Annotated in this window: 22 protein-coding genes; 15 read left to right on the forward strand and 7 right to left on the reverse strand. The window is 68.8% G+C overall.

The window, feature by feature from the left end; genetic code table 11:
* Nucleotides 1–19: 19 nt before the first annotated feature.
* Together C4B68_RS12750 and C4B68_RS12755 are read right to left on the reverse strand one after the other, a co-directional pair.
* Entirely contained in the window at nucleotides 20–370 is a 351-nt protein-coding gene (locus C4B68_RS12750) for a nuclear transport factor 2 family protein (RefSeq protein WP_167459080.1), read from the reverse strand.
* 39 nt (nucleotides 371–409) lie between these two features.
* Nucleotides 410–871: a hypothetical protein gene (locus tag C4B68_RS12755; protein WP_099499899.1), complete on the reverse strand. Its 462-nt coding sequence runs from the start codon at nucleotides 869–871 to the stop codon at nucleotides 410–412.
* Between the two features lie 132 nt (nucleotides 872–1,003).
* Between C4B68_RS12755 and C4B68_RS12760 the strand changes: the two genes are divergently transcribed.
* The gene (locus C4B68_RS12760; protein ID WP_099499898.1) at nucleotides 1,004–1,894 is read left to right on the forward strand and encodes a LysR family transcriptional regulator; all 891 of its coding nucleotides are present in this window, start codon (nucleotides 1,004–1,006) and stop codon (nucleotides 1,892–1,894) included.
* Nucleotides 1,895–1,993: 99 nt separating this feature from the next.
* Nucleotides 1,994–2,557: a hypothetical protein gene (locus C4B68_RS12765; protein WP_099500034.1), complete on the forward strand. Its 564-nt coding sequence runs from the start codon at nucleotides 1,994–1,996 to the stop codon at nucleotides 2,555–2,557.
* Nucleotides 2,558–2,855: 298 nt separating this feature from the next.
* Here the strand turns inward: C4B68_RS12765 and C4B68_RS12780 are convergent, their stop codons facing one another.
* Complete coding sequence (locus C4B68_RS12780) at nucleotides 2,856–3,152, reverse strand: GYD domain-containing protein (protein ID WP_099499897.1); 297 nt, start codon at nucleotides 3,150–3,152, stop codon at nucleotides 2,856–2,858.
* 1,007 nt (nucleotides 3,153–4,159) lie between these two features.
* Here C4B68_RS12780 and C4B68_RS43195 point away from each other — a divergent pair.
* The 7 genes from C4B68_RS43195 to C4B68_RS12820 all read left to right on the forward strand — a co-directional run bounded on the left by C4B68_RS43195 (nucleotide 4,160) and on the right by C4B68_RS12820 (nucleotide 7,789).
* Nucleotides 4,160–4,279 carry a DUF6233 domain-containing protein gene (locus tag C4B68_RS43195; RefSeq protein WP_240634323.1) on the forward strand — a complete coding sequence of 40 codons (120 nt, stop codon included), beginning with the start codon at nucleotides 4,160–4,162 and terminating at the stop codon, nucleotides 4,277–4,279.
* A 64-nt stretch (nucleotides 4,280–4,343) separates the two neighbouring features.
* On the forward strand, nucleotides 4,344–4,568 hold the full coding sequence (locus tag C4B68_RS12790; RefSeq protein ID WP_099499895.1) for a hypothetical protein: 225 nt from the start codon (nucleotides 4,344–4,346) through the stop codon (nucleotides 4,566–4,568).
* A 161-nt stretch (nucleotides 4,569–4,729) separates the two neighbouring features.
* Entirely contained in the window at nucleotides 4,730–4,942 is a 213-nt protein-coding gene (locus tag C4B68_RS12795) for a hypothetical protein (RefSeq protein WP_099499894.1), read from the forward strand.
* Between the two features lie 771 nt (nucleotides 4,943–5,713).
* Nucleotides 5,714–6,184, forward strand: a complete 471-nt coding sequence (locus C4B68_RS12800) for a GNAT family N-acetyltransferase (protein ID WP_240634325.1) — start codon at nucleotides 5,714–5,716, stop codon at nucleotides 6,182–6,184.
* Between the two features lie 43 nt (nucleotides 6,185–6,227).
* A complete protein-coding gene (locus C4B68_RS12805; protein ID WP_099499892.1) occupies nucleotides 6,228–6,452 on the forward strand; it encodes a hypothetical protein in 225 nt (74 codons plus the stop codon).
* A gap of 456 nt (nucleotides 6,453–6,908) precedes the next feature.
* Nucleotides 6,909–7,340: an SRPBCC family protein gene (locus tag C4B68_RS12815; RefSeq protein WP_099499890.1), complete on the forward strand. Its 432-nt coding sequence runs from the start codon at nucleotides 6,909–6,911 to the stop codon at nucleotides 7,338–7,340.
* Complete coding sequence (locus tag C4B68_RS12820) at nucleotides 7,337–7,789, forward strand: archease (protein WP_099499889.1); 453 nt, start codon at nucleotides 7,337–7,339, stop codon at nucleotides 7,787–7,789. The genes C4B68_RS12815 and C4B68_RS12820 overlap by 4 nt, the downstream gene beginning before the upstream one ends.
* A gap of 232 nt (nucleotides 7,790–8,021) precedes the next feature.
* On the opposite strand, the gene C4B68_RS12825 is transcribed toward C4B68_RS12820, so the two are convergent.
* Entirely contained in the window at nucleotides 8,022–9,455 is a 1,434-nt protein-coding gene (locus C4B68_RS12825; protein WP_099499888.1) for an RtcB family protein, read from the reverse strand.
* A gap of 178 nt (nucleotides 9,456–9,633) precedes the next feature.
* Here C4B68_RS12825 and C4B68_RS12830 point away from each other — a divergent pair, with 178 nt between their 5' ends.
* Complete coding sequence (locus C4B68_RS12830; RefSeq protein ID WP_099499887.1) at nucleotides 9,634–10,086, forward strand: YbhB/YbcL family Raf kinase inhibitor-like protein; 453 nt, start codon at nucleotides 9,634–9,636, stop codon at nucleotides 10,084–10,086.
* A gap of 3 nt (nucleotides 10,087–10,089) precedes the next feature.
* Here the strand turns inward: C4B68_RS12830 and polX are convergent, their stop codons facing one another.
* Entirely contained in the window at nucleotides 10,090–11,907 is a 1,818-nt protein-coding gene (gene polX, locus C4B68_RS12835; protein ID WP_099499886.1) for a DNA polymerase/3'-5' exonuclease PolX, read from the reverse strand.
* Nucleotides 11,908–12,135: 228 nt separating this feature from the next.
* Nucleotides 12,136–13,134, reverse strand: coding sequence for a non-homologous end joining protein Ku (ku, locus tag C4B68_RS12840; protein ID WP_441349328.1), 999 nt, complete (start codon nucleotides 13,132–13,134; stop codon nucleotides 12,136–12,138).
* 73 nt (nucleotides 13,135–13,207) lie between these two features.
* Between ku and ligD the strand changes: the two genes are divergently transcribed.
* Nucleotides 13,208–14,089 carry a non-homologous end-joining DNA ligase gene (gene ligD, locus C4B68_RS12845; protein WP_099499884.1) on the forward strand — a complete coding sequence of 294 codons (882 nt, stop codon included), beginning with the start codon at nucleotides 13,208–13,210 and terminating at the stop codon, nucleotides 14,087–14,089.
* A gap of 184 nt (nucleotides 14,090–14,273) precedes the next feature.
* Here ligD and C4B68_RS12850 read toward each other — a convergent pair whose 3' ends face one another.
* Nucleotides 14,274–15,077 (reverse strand): nuclease-related domain-containing protein, encoded by an 804-nt coding sequence (locus C4B68_RS12850; protein WP_099499883.1) that lies wholly within the window; start codon nucleotides 15,075–15,077, stop codon nucleotides 14,274–14,276.
* Between the two features lie 108 nt (nucleotides 15,078–15,185).
* Here C4B68_RS12850 and C4B68_RS12855 point away from each other — a divergent pair, with 108 nt between their 5' ends.
* From C4B68_RS12855 to C4B68_RS12870, 4 genes are all read left to right on the forward strand, one after another.
* Nucleotides 15,186–15,695 carry a protein-tyrosine phosphatase family protein gene (locus tag C4B68_RS12855; RefSeq protein ID WP_099499882.1) on the forward strand — a complete coding sequence of 170 codons (510 nt, stop codon included), beginning with the start codon at nucleotides 15,186–15,188 and terminating at the stop codon, nucleotides 15,693–15,695.
* Between the two features lie 131 nt (nucleotides 15,696–15,826).
* Nucleotides 15,827–16,549 carry a hypothetical protein gene (locus tag C4B68_RS12860; RefSeq protein ID WP_099499881.1) on the forward strand — a complete coding sequence of 241 codons (723 nt, stop codon included), beginning with the start codon at nucleotides 15,827–15,829 and terminating at the stop codon, nucleotides 16,547–16,549.
* A gap of 125 nt (nucleotides 16,550–16,674) precedes the next feature.
* Nucleotides 16,675–18,051 (forward strand): FtsW/RodA/SpoVE family cell cycle protein, encoded by a 1,377-nt coding sequence (locus C4B68_RS12865; RefSeq protein ID WP_180289186.1) that lies wholly within the window; start codon nucleotides 16,675–16,677, stop codon nucleotides 18,049–18,051.
* The gene (locus tag C4B68_RS12870) at nucleotides 18,048–19,505 is read left to right on the forward strand and encodes a penicillin-binding transpeptidase domain-containing protein (RefSeq protein ID WP_099499879.1); all 1,458 of its coding nucleotides are present in this window, start codon (nucleotides 18,048–18,050) and stop codon (nucleotides 19,503–19,505) included. Before C4B68_RS12865 ends, C4B68_RS12870 begins: the two co-directional genes overlap by 4 nt.
* Nucleotides 19,506–19,513 lie beyond the last annotated feature (8 nt).

The raw sequence follows: 19,513 nt of genomic DNA on the forward strand, positions 1-19,513 counted from the left end.
CGTGCTGGGTTCGTGCGGCCTACTGAGGTCCGCGCCCGTCGTTCACGGTGAACAGCAGACAGTGTTCGTTCTCCATGGTGCGGCCAGTCTTCGCCTTCGCCCTGGCCCTGACGGGAACGACCACGTGCGACCCGGCATCGAGCACCGTGTGTGCGTCGTAGTTGAAGGTCTCGTAGTAGTGATCGTAGATATCCCGGTAGAAGGCGAGAAACCCCTCAGGCCCATGGAATGTCCCGCCATAAGGCAGGGAGGTGGGGAAGTTGAAAATCACCTCGGGCGACATTAGGGCCACCCGGTCCGAGGAATCGTTCTCCTCGAATCCGGAATATGCTCGCCAGGAAGCGTCTACGATTGCCTGATTGCGCGACACGTTTCCTCCAGATCGCAGCAGAAATGAGTTGGACTCCGTTCAGCCGCGGTCGGCATCCGACGGGTCGGTACCCGCCGACGGGTCGGCACAGTACTTCGCGTACTCTGTCCCAGCGAAGTGCTCGCCCAGCTTCCGGGAGAAGTACTGGAGCATCGGCAGCGGACGGTGGTTCATCACAAGATGTTGTGTCTTCCCCTCTTCGTTCTTATAGACGACAGCGATGTTGGCGATCGGCCTACCATCCACCGTCGCTGCGTAGTCCTCGACGAAGCCATTCTCTCCGTACTTACCGATGTAGATGAAGTCCTGGAATTCGTACAGAGTGCGTGCGTAGGACAGTATCGCGAAAACGTCCTTGGCTCCGTGGATGGTCCCGTTGAAGACCCCGGCCTCCAGCGTCACATCGTCGGCAAGATTGTCCAGCCAAGGGGGGTAGTAGTCCTTGCGCTGCCGCGCCGGGTCGCCGCTGCCCAGATATGTCGGTGGCGTCTTGTAGGTCATCTTTCAGCCTCCTGTACCGGTTGAACTTCCAACAGAATCGCTGGACGCAACAGGCGCGGTCCAACGAAAGTCAGAGACTGCCGCCATCTCGCTGAGAGATACATTGAGGGCTCGCTGAGGGATACTCGGAGGGTGGAACTGCGCCAGCTCGAGTACTTCGTCGCCGTCGCCGAGGAAGCGAACTTCACCCGTGCCGCCGCACGGCTGCACGTCGTCCAGTCCGCCGTCTCCACCACAATCAAGAACCTCGAGCGAGAACTCCGCACGCCGCTGCTGGAACGCACCCCCAAACGCGTGCTGCTCACCGATGCCGGTGCTGCCCTGCTACCGCGCGCCCATGCCGCTCTCGACGCCGCCCGGGAGGCCGCAGACGCGGTGGGCGAGGTCCGCGGCGGACTGCGCGGCACACTGCGGCTGGGCGCGATAACCACGGTTGGGCTCATCGACCTTCCCGTGTTCCTCGGTGAATTCCACCGGCGTCATCCCGGCGTGTTCCTGCAGACCAGCGCCGCCCCCTCCGGTTCCCAGGGCCTGGTCGAAGCCCTCCTCGAACGGCGGCTCGACCTCGCCTTCGTTTCGGGGCCCGGACCGCGCCCGGCAGGCATCACGCTGACCGCCCTCGCCACTTCGGTGCTCGACCTCGTCGTGCCGGCCGCCCATCCGCTCGCGAAACGCCGCACCGTGTCGATCACCGAACTGGCCGGCCTGGACTTCGTCGACTTCCCCGCGGGCTACAGCAACCGGACCGTTGCCGACCGGGCCTTCGCGGCTGCCTCCGTCCCCCATCGCGTCGCCATCGAGATCACCGACCTCACCACCGGCGTGGCCTACGTCCGAAACGGCCTGGGCGTGGCGCTGCTGCCACGGGTCGCCCTCGGCAAGGGACAGGACGTCGCCACGCTGACCGTCGACGACGCCGACCTGGAATGGCAGTTTTCCCTGGCCGCTCCGTCCGAGCGCACGCCCGGTGCTGCGGCACGTGCCATGATCGCGATGGCGCACGAGTTCCTTCGGCAAGGGTGAGCATCGCCTCGGAGGGCGTTGTCACGTTGAGATCGCCGCTGTCGCGGAAGTCTCGGCTCGTTGTCGGCCGAGATGTCGTGGGAGTGGCGGATGCCGTCGATGCGGGCGGTTTTGGAAGCACGACAGAAGGCCGCGGCGGTGCGGGTGGAGGAACTCGCAGTCGAACTGGAGCGGGTGCGGGCGTCTCTGGCGGACGCGGAAGAGGTACGCAGGCGCCGGGTGATCGGCCTGGAGCAGTATCTGGAGGCTCTGGCCGAGGCAGATGCGCCCGCGGTGGTGGCCGGCGGGGCCTCGGAGAGGAAGCCGGCGGGGCCGCGCCGGGCGGTTCCTCACCGGGAGAAGGCGGCCGGGGCCGAGGATTTGTCGGTGGACTACCAGGCGTTGATAGCCGCTGCTGTGGATGCGGGAGGCGACGGGCTGGGTGCCCGGCGGGCAGCGGTGGTAGTGGGCTGGGACAGCGCGTCTGCCTCCCGGGTCGAGGGCGCGAGGGCTCGTCTGAAGCGGCTGGTGGGGCGGGGCCGGCTGGTCGAGGAGAAACCGGGCAGGTTCACGCTGCCCGCACCGGAACAGGCCGATGGTGCTGGTGGTGGGCGGCCAGGCGGCGGCTCATCCCGCCAGCGGGCGAAGAAGGCGTACACGCGTGGTCAGGGCGGGAAGTCGTAGTGCATCGCCCGCCACTTGATGCTCGTTCATGTCCGAGCCGTACCGAGGCCGGCGCCCCGGCCGGTCGGACGCGTTCCCGAACCTGTGGGCGAGACAGTCACACCCAGGAGTGGACAGACTGGACTCGGCAACCGCGATCACGCGACACTTCGACAAAAGGGCCTCTTGCTTCTCGCTGGACTCGACATCCGCGAGCTGCCAAGAGGCCCTTCCTTCATGCCTGCGCAGCGGCCAACTCACCCGATCCAGCACCCTGTTCGAAGCGGACCGATCGCACGAACGGATAGAGAACAGCCAGTCAGCCAGCGGCCTTGGCGATGATGCGATCCATCTCCTCTCGGCCAAAGGCCCGCAGGGTCGTGGTACGGACGTTGCCCACCCCGCCAAGCTGCAGGAGCGTCGCGGTGGCGGTTTCGTCGTCGGGCGCCTCAACAACGGCCACGAGGTCGTACGAACCGACGGTCCAGTAGAGGTTCAGGAGCTTCGCCCCGAGCTTCTGTGCCGCTGCGGCGAAGGCCTCGGCACGCTTTGTGGTGTCCTTGTAGTTTCGGATCCCTTGATCGGTCCAGTTCAGCAAGGTGACATACGTCGGCATGGTCTTTCACCTTCATGAGGGAACACATCGCGAGGTTAATCCTGGGCGTAGTGGCCGAAACATGCACAAGGTGTGCACCCGAATGAGCAACAGCAGCCGATCCCAAGCGGTTGATCACGGTGGCTAGCACCAGCGAGATGCACTTTGCATAACAACGAGCTGACCCGCGAAGACACCGGGTAGTCAACCGAGGATTCCTCATGAAGAGGTCCGTGCGAGAGCCGTGCCAGATCGTGCGGGAACCACGGGGAGTGGGCGGCGTCAGTCGGCGGAAACGGCTCGCCACTACCGCCCGCCGCGTGCCACAAGCGTGCCAGATGCAAGGGTCGGTCGCGGTCAACAGGGGTGTCTAGCGGGCGCATCCGTGCTGACCAACTCGTCCGACGAAGCCGCAGGTCACCCGACCTACGCCCCAGCTTTTCTCTTAAAGCGGTGTTGGGGTTCGAGTCCAACGACCGCTCTGTTACAGCGTCAGCGGGTACGCAGCGGAAGCCAACAAACTTGATCGAGACGAGGCAACTCCAGCCCAGAGCCGATCAGTCGGCCTGGACAGCATCCGCCTCGTCGCGGCCGATGACTACCAGGCGCCGGACAGCTCGGGAACTGTTCTCTGGTCAAGTCGCCACACGATTACGGCACTGGTGAGGTCGGCCGTCCGCGCCTTCGCGAGGCGGGGACCTGGTGTTTGAATCGAACATGAACGAGTTGCCGCCTGACCCTGCGCGCCTGCGTACGATCTTGGCGCACCTCGAAGCGCAGCTCGCCGACGAAGAGACCGTCGTCACGTACCTGCGGCTCCAGCAGGACGCTGTACGCCACGCCCTCGCGGTGGCCGAGGCACGGAGGAATCGGCGCTCCGCAGCCTCCACGCCATCGGCCGCCCGAGTTGCGCCCCGTGCTTGGCCCGGCGCCGGCCAGGTGCAAGCGTCAGTCGTCCGGCTTCATGGTCGAGCAGCGGCACGCCCACCGGTCCTCAGTAGGCTTGCGTCCACGTCGACGACTGCACGATGACCAGCAACAACACGCATCCCGTCTCGGCGCAGGATGCTCGGATGGCGCCCACGGACGCGCCATTGGAGGCGTGCGCGTTCTGCCGACCGGACACCGAGCAAGGGATCCTCGACTGAGCCCCCGCACGAGGGAGTGCGGGGGCTCGATCCATATTCGGATACCCCGGAGCATACTGGGAGTATGTCCGGACAAGCGCCCGTGATCATTCACCCGCCGCAGTCGGACGGCGGACGGCGGGTGACGATCCGCGATGAGTACGTCGGCACGGCGTACCACCTGCTCGACGTGGTGGAGTTCCTACGCCTCGCAGGCCTGCCCGAGGCTGATACGAAGATCGACGACCCGGAGCTGCTCGAATGGCGCGGCGGGGGACCGTCCTACTGGGCTCCAAAGGCGCCCGGCTGAGGTTGTGCGGTTGGGCATGCGTGAGCCCCTGCACGAGCGTGTGCGGGGCTTCGCCGTGCCCCCTGTACATACCCGGACGAACCGAGAGACCCTGGTTGGGCAGGCCCATCCGGGCTGTGGGGGCTGTGCCGTGCAACGCTGCTCCTGCCACGGGGTGCGTAATGCGAGTGGAACTGATCAAACGCGCCGCCGACGTACTGCTGGATGTCCCAGCCGACGCGCGCAAGGAGATCATCATGCTCATTAGCGCCGCGGTCGAGGCTCCGTTCCCGCCGCCAGGGGCGAAAGCGGCAGCGTTCGGCAATCAGTGCTGGGTCGAGTACATGGCCCGGGGCAACGTGATCGAAGTGATCGACGTCGGGTGTCTCTGCTGACGGAGCTACGCGGCGGCGCTCTGCTCGGTCCAGATGCGTCCGCACCTGGTGCAGCGGGCGACGGGAGATGCGCCGGCGCCTCCGTGGAGGTTCAGGGAGCCGGCGCATTCGGGGCACGGCTGGGCGAGAACCGTGGTGTGTTCGCGGATGTGAACTCACCGACTGCGTGCTCAGCTGAGCGATGAGCCTGGCGCCTTGCGGATGCTACACAATTCGGCGGACACAGATCTTGCTGGCGCCAGACCTATGCTTTGTCCATGACACGTGCCTCGCGTATACGTCCGTTATCCGCAGTCCTTCTCTCATCCGCTCTGCCAGCAGGGTGCGAGGCATCAGGCGGCGCATCTGGTGTGCGGTCCGAGACGTTCTCAGGGCCGGTGTAGGAGGCGTACAAGGACGGCAGAGCCTTCGGACGCGAGCATGAGGACGAAGGGCTGCCCATCGCGGCCGTAGATCCCAGCGAAGGTGTCACCACCGACACGTATCGGGCCAACACCGACGCTGCAGAGGACTGGTGCACGGACAGCCTTCCCGAGGAGTTGTGGGCCGAACACGACGGCCACGACGAGGCGCTGTGAGGAACACTGGGCAGCGCACTGCGAACGGGCACCGGCGTGCCAGTCCCGCTCCAGATCGCCTGTGTCGAATACGCTGCGAAGACGTCCAACCTGGCGTCCTTGACAACGCGTACGCACGAGGAAATGCCGCCCGGTGGCGGCTCTTCACGTCGGCCCGGATGGCGCAGCTGCCGGATGCAGAAAGGGGTGTGACATGAGGCCCCCAGGCGTGCACCTACGGGAGATCACCGACGACAACCGGGATGCCGTTCGTGCCCTCCGCGTCCGACGTGACCAGAAGCAGTTCGTCGCCTCCGTGTCCAAGTCGCTCAAGGAGGCGGCAAAGACGCCGGAGGCCAACCCTTGGTACCGCGCCGTATACCGTGGCGACGAGCCAGTCGGCTTCGTGATGCTGTCGTGGAAACCGCCTACTGGTCCTTTCAAAGGGCGACACTTCATCTGGCGCCTCCTCGTCGACAAGCGGTACCAGAAGCGCGGGATCGGCCGAGAGGCGCTCACGCAGATCGCCGCCCTGGTTCGCGAGGACGGCGCCACCGAGCTGCTGACCAGCTACGAGCCCGGCGACGGCGAACCGTGGCCCTTCTACCAGAAGTTCGGGTTCGAGCCCACCGGGGAGATCGACGACGGCGAGGTCGTTCTGCGGCTCACCTTCCCCGCTCAGTGAGCTCATACGGAAGCCGCGGACGGTTTTGACCTCCGGTGGTCACATGACGATGAAGCTGGTGCCGCAGAGCCACCAGGAAGGCGGTTCCCCTGACGGCTACGGTGGCCTGCCGGTCAGGGTGGAAAAGTTGCCCCGGCTGGCGTGGTGGTCACACGACATTTTCACAATGGACACAGCAGGCCTGCGTACTGTCCTCAATTACGGTCTGCCGGCCGTGATGTATTTGCTGCTCGGTCACGGAATCGCCGCGCGGCTGAACCGGGCGTAAAACATCAACCAGTTCGGCCTGGGTTCAGCGCCGAACATCCCGGCAACGCACCGACAGCCCGCGACGCAGGCAGTCAGCAAGGCGGGCCGCGATGCTGCCGTCCGGGTCGAGGCGGGGGTTGAAGATGGTGACTCGACGCCGGACGGGCGCAGCCCCAGCACCGACGGCGCCTCGATGATCGCCAGGTCCCGCACGCCGGCCGTCTCCCTCGTCCGCAAGACGGCCGCCCGCCCTCTGCGGGACGGCCGCGTACGCCTCCTCGCACGCCCGGTGGCCAAGAGGCGCCCTCCCCCAGGATCCGCCCGAATCCGGAATGCCGCGCGCAGCGGCCTCCGCCCATGTCCGCGCGTCCGGCCACGGACCCCCGCGGGCGACGCGCGAAGTGTCGTCGATCTTGGAGGCGGGGCACACTGGATGCATGAGCCCGTAAACCGTGACCGAGGTTCGGGGTGACCCATGAGTGCTCTCGAAGAACACATCGACATCGACGTCCCCGCCGATCTGGCCTGGGACTTCCTCCACCGCACGGAGAGCTACCCTCGCTTCGTCGAAGGGGTGCGGGAGGCTCGTCCGGAGGGCGGGAACCGAGCGCACCTGGACGTCGAGGCGGGCGGCCGGACGCAGGACCTCGAAGCCGAGATCACCGACCGCGACCAGGGTCGCACCATGGAGTGGCAGACCACGAGCGGCCCCGACCTGGCGGGTTCCTTCTCGCTCCTGCCCATCGACTCGGAGCACACCCGGCTCCAGGCACGGATCGAGTACGACCCGGGCGCTGTCAGGGAGCCGTTCGGCGGCAAGAAGGGCTTCGCCCAGGCGACGGCGATCGAACGGCTCGTGCGCAGCGACCTCGATCAGTTCAAGCGGCTGGTGGAACAGGCGAAGTGACAGCCCGTGGGCCAGGGTCGAGCGGGCATCGTCCGGGGACGAGCGGGCACCGGCTCGTGCCGCACACGGCGGACGTGCGCGTCGAAGCCTGGGGAGCGAGCCGCGAACGCTGCCTGATGGAAGCGGTACGGGGAATGGTGGGGTCCTTCGCGGATGTCTCCGCTGCGCGGGCCACCTCCGTGGTCCGGTTGCGGCTGGACAGGGACAGCGACGACGACCTTCTGACCGCGCTGCTGGACGAGGTCGTCTTCCGGCTGGACGTGCACGGCCACGTCCCCGTCGATGTGGGGGCGGAGTCGGTGGAGGGCGGCCTCGACGTGCGGCTGGAGGTCGCGGACCTCGCCGAGGTGGAGGTCATCGGTGCCGCGCCGAAGGGCGTCTCCTGGCAGGACCTGCGCATCGGGCCGGATCCGTACGGCTGGTCCTGCGCCGTCACCATCGACGTGTGACGGGTGAGTTCGCCAAGCCGTACGCGTTCACCGCCGTACGAACTCACCATCGCCGTACGAGGTCACCATCGCCGTACGAACTCACCATCGCCGTACGAACTCACCATCGCCGTACGAACTCACCATCGCCGTACGAGACCACCACCGCCGTACGAGACCACCACCGCCGTACGAGACCACCACCGCCGTACGAGACCACCATCCATGTACGCCCCATCCGGCCGCCGGCAGATCAGCCCTTGACCACTCCCAGCGGCACCAGTCGGGCCACTGTGCGGCACAGACCCGCGCCCTCACTCGCCGCCACCACCGCGCTGACGTCCTTGTACGCCTCCGGTGCCTCCTCGGTCAGGCCGCGCCACGACAGCGGGCGTACGGCGATGCCGTCCCGCTTCAGCCGGGCGCGCAGGTCCTCGGTCGCGATCGTGCGTAGGGCCCGGTGGCGGCTCAGCGTCCTGCCCGCGCCGTGGCAGGTGGAGTGGAACGCGTCGCCGCCGGGGACGCCGGTCAGGACGTACGACGCCGTGCCCATGGTGCCGGGGATCAGCACCGGCTGGCCGAACTTCCGTAGCGGCTGGGGCAGTTCGGGGTGGCCGGGCGGGAAGGCCCGCGTGGCGCCCTTGCGGTGGACGCACAGGCGGCGGTGCGTCCCGTTCACCTCGTGGGTCTCGATCTTGGCGAGGTTGTGGGACACGTCGTACACCAGGGACAGCCGCACGTCCGCCGTGCGGCGGAAGATCCGGCGTGTCATGTCGGAGAGCAACTGGCGGTTCGCGCGGCCGTAGTTGGCGGCCGCGGCCATCGCGCCCAGATACGCCTGGCCCTCGGGCGAGTGGACCGGGGTGCAGGCCAGTTGCCGGTCGGGGACGGTGATGCCGTACCGGGCCATGGCTTGGTCCATCGCGCGGACGTGGTCGGTGCAGATCTGGTGCCCGAGGCCGCGCGAACCGCAGTGGATCATCACGCACACCTGGCCGCGGGCGATCCCGAAGGCGTTGGCGGCCGGTTCGTCGTACACCTCGGCGACCTCCTGGATCTCCAGGAAGTGGTTGGCGGAGCCGAGACTGCCCACCTGTCCGAGACCGCGCTCCCGGGCCCGCTCGCTCACCTGCGTGATGTCGGCGTCGGCGACCGCGCCGCCGTCCTCGCAGCGGGTCAGGTCGCGTTCTTCGCCGTGGCCCTCCGCCACCGCGTACCGGGAACCGCCCTCCAGGAGCCGCTCCAGCTGCCGGCGAGTGAACGGCCGCCACAGCCCGCCGGGGCCCGCGCCGCGCGGGATCGCCCGGTCCAGGGCGTCCATGATCGCGGGCAGCGCCGACCGAAGCTCCTCCCGGTCGCAGTCGGCCGCCAGCAGCCGCACCCCGCAGGAAATGTCGAAGCCGACCCCGCCCGGCGAGACCACGCCGCCCTCGTCCACGTCCGTCGCGGCCACACCGCCGATGGGGAAGCCGTAGCCCCAGTGGATGTCCGGCATGGCGTACGAGGCGACGACGATGCCCGGCAGTGTGGCCACGTTGGCCACCTGCTGCAGCGACTGTTCGGCGTCTCTCAGCAGGCCTCGGGAGGCGAACACCACGCCGGGTACCCGCATCTCGTCCCGCTGTTCGATACGGAAGCGGTAGGGGCCCTCCTCGACCAGTTCGTCGACCAGTTCCACCAGTTTCATCGTGGCCTCCGTTTCGTCGTGCCCTCCGCTTCATCGTGGCCTCCGCCGAACTTGCCTCCCTTCTCCTTCTCGCCCCTCCTCCGTCTCGTCCTGACCTGTACGGGTATCCATCGCGCCCTGGGCCACACCTCCCCGCTTGTCCCCGCTTGCCCGGCCGCACCAGGGGTACCCGGCGTCCATGACCAGCATCGATCTCAAGAGCAGCGCATTCAGTGACCACGCGGCAATCCCCCGCCAGTACGCGTTGGAGGGGGAGAACGTCTCCCCGCCGCTGACCTGGTCCGGCGTACCGTACGACGCGGTGGAGCTGGTCCTGCTGTGCGAGGACCCCGACGCTCCGTCGGGCTCCTTCGTGCACTGGATCGTCGTGGGCATCGACCCCCACAGCGACGGCGTGGAGGCAGGACAGAGCCCGCGCGGCGGCGACGAACTCGTCAACGGGTACGGCCGCCCCGGCTGGGGCGGGCCCCACCCGCCGCCCGGGGACAAGGCGCACCACTACGTCTTCACCCTCTACGCCCTCGCGGAGCCGTGCATCCTCCCGGACGCTCCCAGCGCCGATCAGGTGCATCAGACCGCCGAGAAACACGAGCTGGCCGACGGCACCTTGGTCGGGCTGTACCACCGCTGAGCGTTACGCCGTCGAGTGCCGCTTGGCACGCCCTGTGTCGCGGCTTCTGGCGCGGCCCTTGTTACGGCCCTTGGCGCGCCCCTTGTCCAGGAAGCGCCGCAGCCGCGCCTCCGGCCAGGTGTTGATCACGTCGTCCTTGGTGAGCCAGCCGCGCTGCGCCGTCGCCACGCCGTAGCGCATGTAGGCCAGGTGGAGGGCGGCGTGGGCGTCGCTGTCGACGGCGAACCTCACCCCGTACCGCTTGGCCCGCAGGATGTGCTCGTCGGACAGGTCGAGCCGGTCCGGATGGGCGTTGATCTCCAGGGCCGTGCCGGTGCGCGCGCAGGCGGCGAACACCGCGTCGAGGTCGGCGTCGACGGCCGGCCGCTTGCCGATGAGGCGGGTGGTGGGGTGGCCGATGATGTTGACGTACGGGTTCTCGCAGGCCCGGACGATCCGGCGGGTCATCTCCTCGCGCCCCTGGTTGAAGTGCGAGTGCACCGAGGCCACGCACAGGTCGAAGCCGGCCAGGAAGTCGTCCGGCCAGTCCACGTCACCCTCGGGCCCGATGTTCAGCTCCACGCCGTGCAGGAGCCGCATTCCGCCGCGCTTGGCGCGCTTCCCGCGTGTGCCGTACGCGCCGTCGAGCCGCCGTACGTCCTCGCGCTGGGCCAGCATCCGTTCGTCGGTCATCCGCTGCATGGACAGGTCCGGTCCGTGGTCGGTGATCGCGTAGTAGGCGTAGCCGCGCCCGGCGGCCGCGGCGACCATGTCCTCCAGCGGGGCGAGGCCGTCGGTGAGGTCGGTGTGCGTGTGCAGGTCGCCCCGGATGTCCGCCTCCTCCACCAGGTCGGGCAGCTCGTCGCGCAGGCCCGCCTCGATCTCGCCGCGGTCCTCCCGCAGCGTGGGCGGGATCCACGGCAGGCCGAGCCGGGCGTACACCTCCTCCTCCGTCTCGGAGACGGTCTTCTCTCCGCTCTCGACGTCGAACAGCCCGTACTCGGATAGCTTGAGTCCCTGGTGCACGGCCAGTTCCCGGGTGCGGATGTTGTGCGCCTTGGAGCCGGTGAAGTACTGGAGCGCCGCGCCCCAGGAGTCCGGGGGTACGACGCGCAGGTCGACGGCGAGGCCCTTGGTGGTGCGGATCGACGTCTTGGTCCTGCCCTGCGCGATGACCTCCATGACGTACGGCAGCTCGGTGAATGCCCGCATCAGCGGCCCCGAGTCCTCGGCCGCGGTGAGGATGTCGATGTCGCCGACGGTCTCGCGCACACGGCGCAGCGAGCCGGCGTACGCGCAGCGGCGGCAGCCGTTCACCCGGGACAGCTCGGCGACGATGTCCTCGGCGAGGCCCATGGCGACGTCGAGCTGGACGCGGTCCTCGGCGGACCTCAGGAGCCCGATGCCGTGGAGGATGTTCTCCTCCGTTTTCGGCCCGAAGCCCTTCAGGTCGCGCAGCCGCTCGGCGTGGATGGCGTCGACCAGTTCGTCGATCGAGGAGACGCCCAGCTCCTCGTACAGCGTCAGCGCCTTCTTCGGGCCGAGCATGGGGATGGCCGTCAGCCGCCGGACACCGGCGGGGATCTTCGCCCGCAGCTGCTCGACCGCGGACACGCTGCCGCTGTTGACGTACTCGACGACCTTCTCGGCGATCGACTTGCCAACGCCGGGGATCTGCTGGAGGCCCTTGGCGTCGAGCGTGGAGACATCGGCGGGGTGACCGCCGATCGCGCGGGCAGCCTTCTCGTAGACACGTGCCTTGAACGCGTCGCCTCCGGTGATCGAGATCAGGTCCGCGTATTCCTGGAACAGCGCGGCGACCTCGTCGTTGGACCGGGCCATGGGTGACGAGTAGGCATGGATCCGGCGATCATGCGGGGCGGGGGGAGGAATTCGGGCCGGGCCGTCCAGCGGCCGGTGCCCCTGCCGGTGCATGTCCCTGCCGGTGCCTGCCGGGTTGTTCTCGCCCCCTCCGCCCCTACCCTTCCCGTCCTTGGGGGCTCTGCCCCCAAACCCCCTCATCGCGCTTCGCGCTCGTCCTCGAAGCCGGACAGGCTGGATACCCCCCTTTCAGCCTGTGCGCTTTCGTGGGGTGGCCTTCTTCGCGGTGGCCTTCTTCGCGGTGGCCTTCTTCGCGGTCGTCTTCTTCGCGGTCGTCTTCTTTGCCGTCGTCTTCTTTGCCGTCGTCTTCTTCGCCGTGGACGTCGACTTCTTGCCGCTGACCTCCTTGGGGGCCGTACGGGCGGACTTGCGGCGGGCCGGGAGGGACGTGACCTCGGCGGGTTCCTCGCCGCGCGACTCCTTGGCGGCGCGCACGCTCTTCTCCAGGGCGGCCATGAGGTCGAGCACCTTGCCGCCGGTCCGCTCCCCCGCGGGGACGGCGGGCGGCTCCACGCCGGAGGCCTTGGCCGCGATGACCTCCTCGACGGCCTCGCGGTACTCGTCGTGCAGGTCGGCGAGGTCGACCTCGCCGAGGGTGTCCATCAGGGCGTCCGCCAGGTCCAGTTCCTTGTCCCGGACGGTGACGCTCGCGTCCGGGGCGACCTCGTCGGTGGCGCGGATCTCGTCCGGCCAGAGGAGGCCGTGCATGGCGATGACGTCGTCGACGACGCGCAGCATGCCGAGCCGCTCACGGCCGCGCAGCGCGAACTTCGCGATGGCGACCTTGTTGCTGCGCTTCAGGGCCTCACGCAGAAGGGTGTACGGCTTGGCGGCGGAGACACCGTTCGCGGCCAGGTAGTACGCCGTGTCCATCTGGAGGGGATCGATCCGGTCGGCCGGTACGAAGGCCACGATCTCGATGGTCCTGGCGGTCGGGATCGGCAGCGAGGCCAGGTCCTCGTCCGTGATCGGGATCAGCGTGCCATCCGCTTCCTCGTACGCCTTGCCGATCTCCGCGGTGGTGACCTCGCGGTCCTCCAGTTCGCAGACCTTGCGGTAGCGGATGCGGCCGCCGTCGTCGAGGTGGACCTGGCGGAAGGAGATCGAGTGGCTCTCCGTGGCGTTCACGAGCTTGATGGGGATGGTGACCAGGCCGAAGGAGATGGCGCCGTTCCATATGGATCGCACGTGCAGCACCCTTCCGATCGAGATCCGTTGCCCGTTTATCCGTTATCGCCCGGTTTCGTGGGATTCTCATCGTATGACGCCGATCACGGAGGTGGAGGGGCGCAGGCTCGCGCTCAGCAATCTGGAGAAGATCCTCTATCCGGACACCGGCTTCACCAAGGGGGAGGTGCTGCACTACTACGCCACGGTGGCGGACGCGCTGCTGCCGCACCTGCGCGACCGGCCCGTCTCCTTCCTCCGCTACCCGGACGGGCCCGGCGGACAGGTCTTCTTCACCAAGAACGTGCCGCCCGGTACGCCCGCCTGGGTCAGGACGGCCCAGGTCCCCCGCTCGGAGGGGCCCGCGCGGATGGTGCTGGTCCAGGACCTCGCCAGTCTCATGTGGGCGGCGAACCTCGTGACCGAGTTCCACACGCCGCAGTGGACGATCGACACGCCCGGGGTCGCCGACCGGATCGTCTTCGACCTCGATCCGGGGGCGCCCGCGAGCGTGGTCGAGTGCTGTGAGGTGGCGTTGTGGTTGCGGGAGCGGCTGGCCGCCGACGGGATCGAGGCGTACGTCAAGACGTCCGGGTCGAAGGGGTTGCATCTGCTGGCAGCGGTGGAGCCTGCGGCGTCGGCGGAGGTCAGTGGGTATGCGAAGGAGCTTGCCGTCGAGGCTGAGCGGGAGCTGGGCGGGCGGGTCACCCACCTGATGACCAAGAGGCTTCGGGCGGGGAAGGTCTTCGTCGACTTCAGTCAGAACGCGGCGCGTAAGACGACCGCGACGCCGTACACCCTCCGGGCGCGGCCCTCGCCCACCGTGTCCGCTCCCGTGACCTGGGACGAGGTCGCCTCCTGCGCCCGGCCCGGCCAGCTGGTCTTCCTCGCCGGTGACGTCGCGCCCCGCCTTCAGCGGTACGGGGATCTGCTGGCGCCGCTGCTCAGCCCGGAGGGCGCGAGGCCACTGCCGTGACGGGGGGTTTCGCCCCCTCCGCTCCTACCCGTCCCGTACTGGGGGCTGCCGCCCCCAGACCCCCCGCTTGTCGCGCTTCGCGCTCGTCCTCAAACGCCGGACGGGCTAAGAATTCGCCCCTCCGGCGTTTGAGGAGCGCGGTCTGGGGCGGCGGGGGCGAAAACCCGCCCCAGCCCCGCCGGCGTCACACCCGCAGCCACGTATGCCGGTCTCGGGCCATCGCATGGAGGGCCTCCACATCCGCCGGTTTCAGGATGCCGCCTAGGCGGGCCAGGGAGGTGATGTCCGTGTCCTGGAGGATGCGGACCTCGCGTGGGGGTGCCAGGACGTCCAGATGCGCGGGGCCGGTCACGGCGAGGACGGGGCAGACCTCGGCGGTGAGGGCGTACGACGCGCGGTCGGCGTCGGCGCGGACGCGGCGCAGCAGTGGACGCGGCTCATGGCGCCCGACCGTGACCATCGGGTCGGCCACGATGACGCGCTGCTTGCGGGCGTAGAGGGCGCACACGGCGAAGAGGCCGCCGGGCCCGATGATCAGGTGATGGATGCGCTCGCCACCGGGGAGCGGAACCGAGTGGAGGGTGTGCCACCCCGCCCCCTCCAGCTGGTCGAGCGCTTCGCCGACGGCCTGCTCGGCGGCAAGCGCACGGCGGCGCGGGTCGGGGCGCAGGCGGTGCGCCGGGCCCGGATCACGGTCGAGGGCGATCAGCAGCGCCTCGCCGGGCCGGTTCGGCGCGAGGTCGTCGTCCGGGTGGAGGGTCAGCCGGGCCAGCTCCGCCGGGGTCGGCACGGGGGGTGGCCCCACCGTCACCGGGCCGGTCAGGAACGGGCCGAGTACGTCGAGCACCTCCTCGCGCCGGTCCTCGCTGAGCAGGTTGACCCGGGCCGCCTCACGGTCGTACCAGGCGACGTTCCGGCCGTCGGTCAGGCACACGTACAGGCGCTCCTGTCCGTGGCGCCAGGTCGGTATGACGCGCAGTCCGTTCATGCACCATCACCCCATGACCATGGGAACAGGCGGGGTGCTCCAGGGGCAAGAACCCGGTTACCTTTGGGAGGGGTTGGGAGAGTTGGGGGAGCTGGCTGGGAGGCACCGTTGCGGACCCGCGGAAGGCAACCCGATGTTCCGCCTCCGGGCAGCCCGTGGAGCGAGATCGTGCCCGGTCTGTGGATGGGCGGACACGCGTTCGCGGGGCGCTCCGGTGAGCCGGAATTCGCGGTCGTACGGAATGAGTTCGACCTGGTCCTGACGTTGTTGCGGCTGCCAGGGCACGGCCCGGCCCCGGGCGTCGAGCACCATGTGTGGCCCATACCGGACGGTCCCCTCGACGGTACGCACCTGGCGGGTGTCATGCGACTCGCGCGGGCCGCCGACGAGGCGCTGGAGGACGGTCGGCGCGTCCTGGTCCGCTGCTATCACGGCTACAACCGTTCGGGGCTGGTCGTCGCGCACGCGCTCGTGCTCGCGGGGCACACCGCCGAGGAGGCGATACGGCTGATCCGGAGCCGTCGCTCGCCGTGGGCGCTGCACAACGACCTGTTCGTGGAGTACCTGCGGGCCGGGCTCGCGACGGCCAGGCTCCTGGAGGAACTGGCGGAGCCATGACCTGACCGCCCGCCCTCCACTACCGGGTGATCCGCGGCTCCGATGGCTCAGTGTGACCTGCGCTCACCCAAATCCGGCTCCTAATGTGGCGATTAGTCAGTTTCATCCCGCCTCCCTGAAGGAGCCCTCTCATGTCTCAGCGATCCACGTTCACGCGCCGTCTCGGTATAGCCGTCGCCGCCGGCAGCCTCGTCGCAGTCGTCGGCGCCACCCCCGCCCTCGCCGGAGGCGAAGGGATGGGGAACCCCGGAACCGGCAGCAGCGGCGCCTTGACCGGCAACGACGGCGGCGGAGGCTCCCCAGGCGGCCTCGGCGGCACCGGCTTCGACGGAGGCGGAGGGAACGGCTTCGGCTTCGGCGGCAACGGCTTCAACGGATTCAACGGATTCAACGGATTCAACGGCAACGGGAACGGCTTTGGCTTCGGAGGCAACGGCTTCAACGGAGTCGGGAACGGCAAGGGCTTCGGGGGCAACGGCTTCGGGGGCTTCGGCGGCTTCGGGGGCAACAACTTCAACGACTTCAACAACTTCAACGGCTTCAACGGCTTCAACGGCTTCAACGGCTTCAACGGCTTCCACGGCAACGACAACCGCAACGACTCCGACAACGACAGTTCCACCGTCAGAGGCAGGGTCGACATCAACGGCGGGCTGGCCCTGCGCACCGCTCCGGACAACCGCAGTCGGCTGACCCGTATCGCGCGCAACGGCGAGGACGTCCGCATCTTCTGCAAGGCCTGGGGCGATTCCGTCTTCGGCAACCGCATCTGGTACCTGCTCGCCGACGGCACCTGGTCCTGGGGCCCCGCGCGCTTCATCGACCTCTTGGACAAGGAACCCCGCTGGTGCTGACCACCTGATCCACCCGACCCACTGGACACACCCGACACCGATCGGCCGCGCACGAGATACGCCGGAACAGCCCGTTTATCACTACATAACGGGACATCAGGTCCCCCGCTTGCTACGTTCCGGACATGATGCAGCCCGGAATGCCCGGAACGACCCTGGCAGCGGACGCGCCCGCTCCCGCGGTACGCCTGCCCAGGCGCCGCGGCATCGAGTTCTCCCTCCTCGTCGTCGCCGTCCTGCTCAGCGTGTACGGCTACTGCGCTGTCGGTCTGGCGAAGAACGGCACCGTCCCGCCCGGCGCCGCCGGTTACGGCGCCGGGCTCGGCGTGCTCGCGCTCCTCGCGCACATCGCGGTGCGGCTGCGAGCGCCGTACGCCGATCCGCTGCTGCTCCCCATCGCCGTACTCCTCAACGGTCTGGGCCTGGTGCTCATCTACAGGCTCGACCTGGAGACCCCGGGCGACGCGGCGGCCCCCACCCAGCTCATCTGGTCGACGCTCGGTGTCGCGCTCTTCATCGCCGCCGTCCTCCTCCTGCGCGACCACCGCGTCCTGCAGCGCTATACGTACGTCTCCGTCGTCGCCGCCCTGCTCCTGCTGGTCCTGCCGATCCTGTTCCCGGCCGTGAACGGCGCCCGCATCTGGATCCGGGTCGCCGGATTCTCCATCCAGCCGGGCGAGTTCGCGAAGGTGCTGCTCGCGGTCTTCTTCGCCGGATATCTGGCCGCCAACCGCAACGCGCTCGCGTACAGCGGCCGCCGCGTCTGGAAGTTCAAGCGGCTCCAGCTGCCCACCGGCCGCGTGCTCGGCCCGATCGTCACGATCTGGCTGCTGAGCGTCGGCGTCCTGGTGCTGGAGCGGGACCTGGGGACGTCCTTGCTGTTCTTCGGCCTGTTCGTGATCCTGCTGTACGTCGCCACGGGCCGTACCGGCTGGATCGCGGTCGGGCTGCTGCTGGCCTGCGTGGGCGCGGTGGCCGTCGGCTGGCTCGAACCGCACGTCCACAGCCGGGTGCAGGACTGGCTGCACCCGTTCGCGTCGATCGAGGCGGGCCAGGGTCCCAACCAACTCTCCCAGTCCCTCTTCGCGTTCGCCGCCGGCGGGATGCTCGGCACCGGTCTGGGGCTCGGTCACTCGATCCTCATCGGCTTCGCCACCAAGTCGGACTTCATCCTGGCGACCGCGGGCGAGGAGCTCGGGCTGATCGGCCTCTCGGCGGTCTTCCTCCTCTACGCCCTCCTCGTGGAGCGCGGCTACCGGGCGGGCCTCGCCCTGCGCGACCCCTTCGGACGGCTCCTCGCGGTCGGCCTCGCATCGATCGTCGCGCTCCAGGTCTTCGTGATCGCCGGCGGAGTGACGGGGCTGATCCCGCTGACCGGCATGGCCATGCCGTTCCTCGCGCAGGGCGGGTCCTCGGTCGTCACCAACTGGATCATCGTGGCGCTGCTGATCCGGATCAGCGACTCCGCCCGCAGCCAGTACGACGGAACGGCGGCGCCATGACCCCCTACATCCGCAAGGCCGCCGCCCTCTGTGCCGTGCTCCTGCTGGCCCTCCTGGTCAACGTCACCCGCGTCCAGGTCTTCCAGTCCCGGTCGTACGACGACAATCCCGCCAACCGCCGCGGGGCGATCGCCCGTTACGGCCAGCCGCGCGGCGATATCGTCGTCGGCGGCCGGGCGGTGACCGGCTCCGAGGACACCCGCGAGCAGCTCCGCTATGAACGGACGTACACGAACGGCCCGTTGTACGCGCCGGTCACGGGCTTCGCCTCGCAGCTGTACGGGACGACGTTCCTGGAGCACACCGAGGACGACATCCTCTCCGGCGCGGACCCGATGCTCGCCCCGCTGCCCCTGTGGAACGACGTCACGCGCACCCTCAACCCCGGCGGCAAGGTCGTGACCACGCTCAACGCGGCCGCGCAGCAGGCGGCGTACAAGGGACTCGGCTCGCGCAAGGGCGCGGTGGCCGCGATCGAACCGGCCACCGGGAAGATCCTGGCGCTGGTGTCCACACCCTCGTACGACCCCGCGGAGCTGTCCGGGACGGACTCGGCGGTGAAGCAGGCGTGGGCGCGGCTGAACGGCGACACGAACAAGCCGATGCTCAACCGGGCGATCCGGCAGACGTATCCGCCGGGGTCGACGTTCAAGGTGGTGACGGCCGCGGCGGCGCTGGACGCGGGGGTGGTGACGGATCTGGACGCGCCCACGAGGTCGCCGGATCCGTACCGGCTGCCCGGCACGAGGACCCTGCTCACGAACGAGTTCGACGACTGCAAGGACGCGTCGCTGCGGTACGCCTTCGAGTGGTCCTGCAACACGGTCTTCGCGAAGCTGGGGGTGGACGTGGGCCTCGACGGCATGGCCCGCACGGCGGCGAACTTCGGCTTCAACAACCGGAAACTGAAGATCCCCTTCTCCGTCGCTCCCAGCAACTTCGACACCAAGCTCGACAACGCGCAGCTGGCCCTCTCCTCCATCGGCCAGTTCGACACCCGCGCGACGCCCCTGCAGATGGCGATGATCTCGGCGGCCGTGGCGGGCGGGGGTTCGGTGAAGGCGCCGTACCTGGTGGAGAGGACGACCACGAAGGGCGGCGGCACCGTCTCCACCACCGGCTCGAGCACCCTCCACGAGGCGATGAGCCCGTCGACCTCGATGCGTCTGCGCGAGCTGATGACCGACGTCGTGGAGGAGGGCACCGGCGCGCGCGCCGCCATCCGGGGCGCCACCGTCGGCGGCAAGAGCGGCACCGCACAGCACGGCATCGACAACTCCGGTATGCCGTACGCCTGGTTCATCTCCTGGGCCCAGGCGGACGACGCGATGGAACCCGCGGTCGCCGTCGCGGTGGTCGTCGAGGACGCGGCGGCTCGCCGGGGGGCGATCAGCGGGGGCGGGGACGCGGGGCCGATCGCCAAGGCGGTGATGGAGGCGGTGCTCGGGTTCTGAGACCGGCG

This window comes from Streptomyces dengpaensis, from assembly GCF_002946835.1.
Taxonomy (GTDB): domain Bacteria; phylum Actinomycetota; class Actinomycetes; order Streptomycetales; family Streptomycetaceae; genus Streptomyces; species Streptomyces dengpaensis.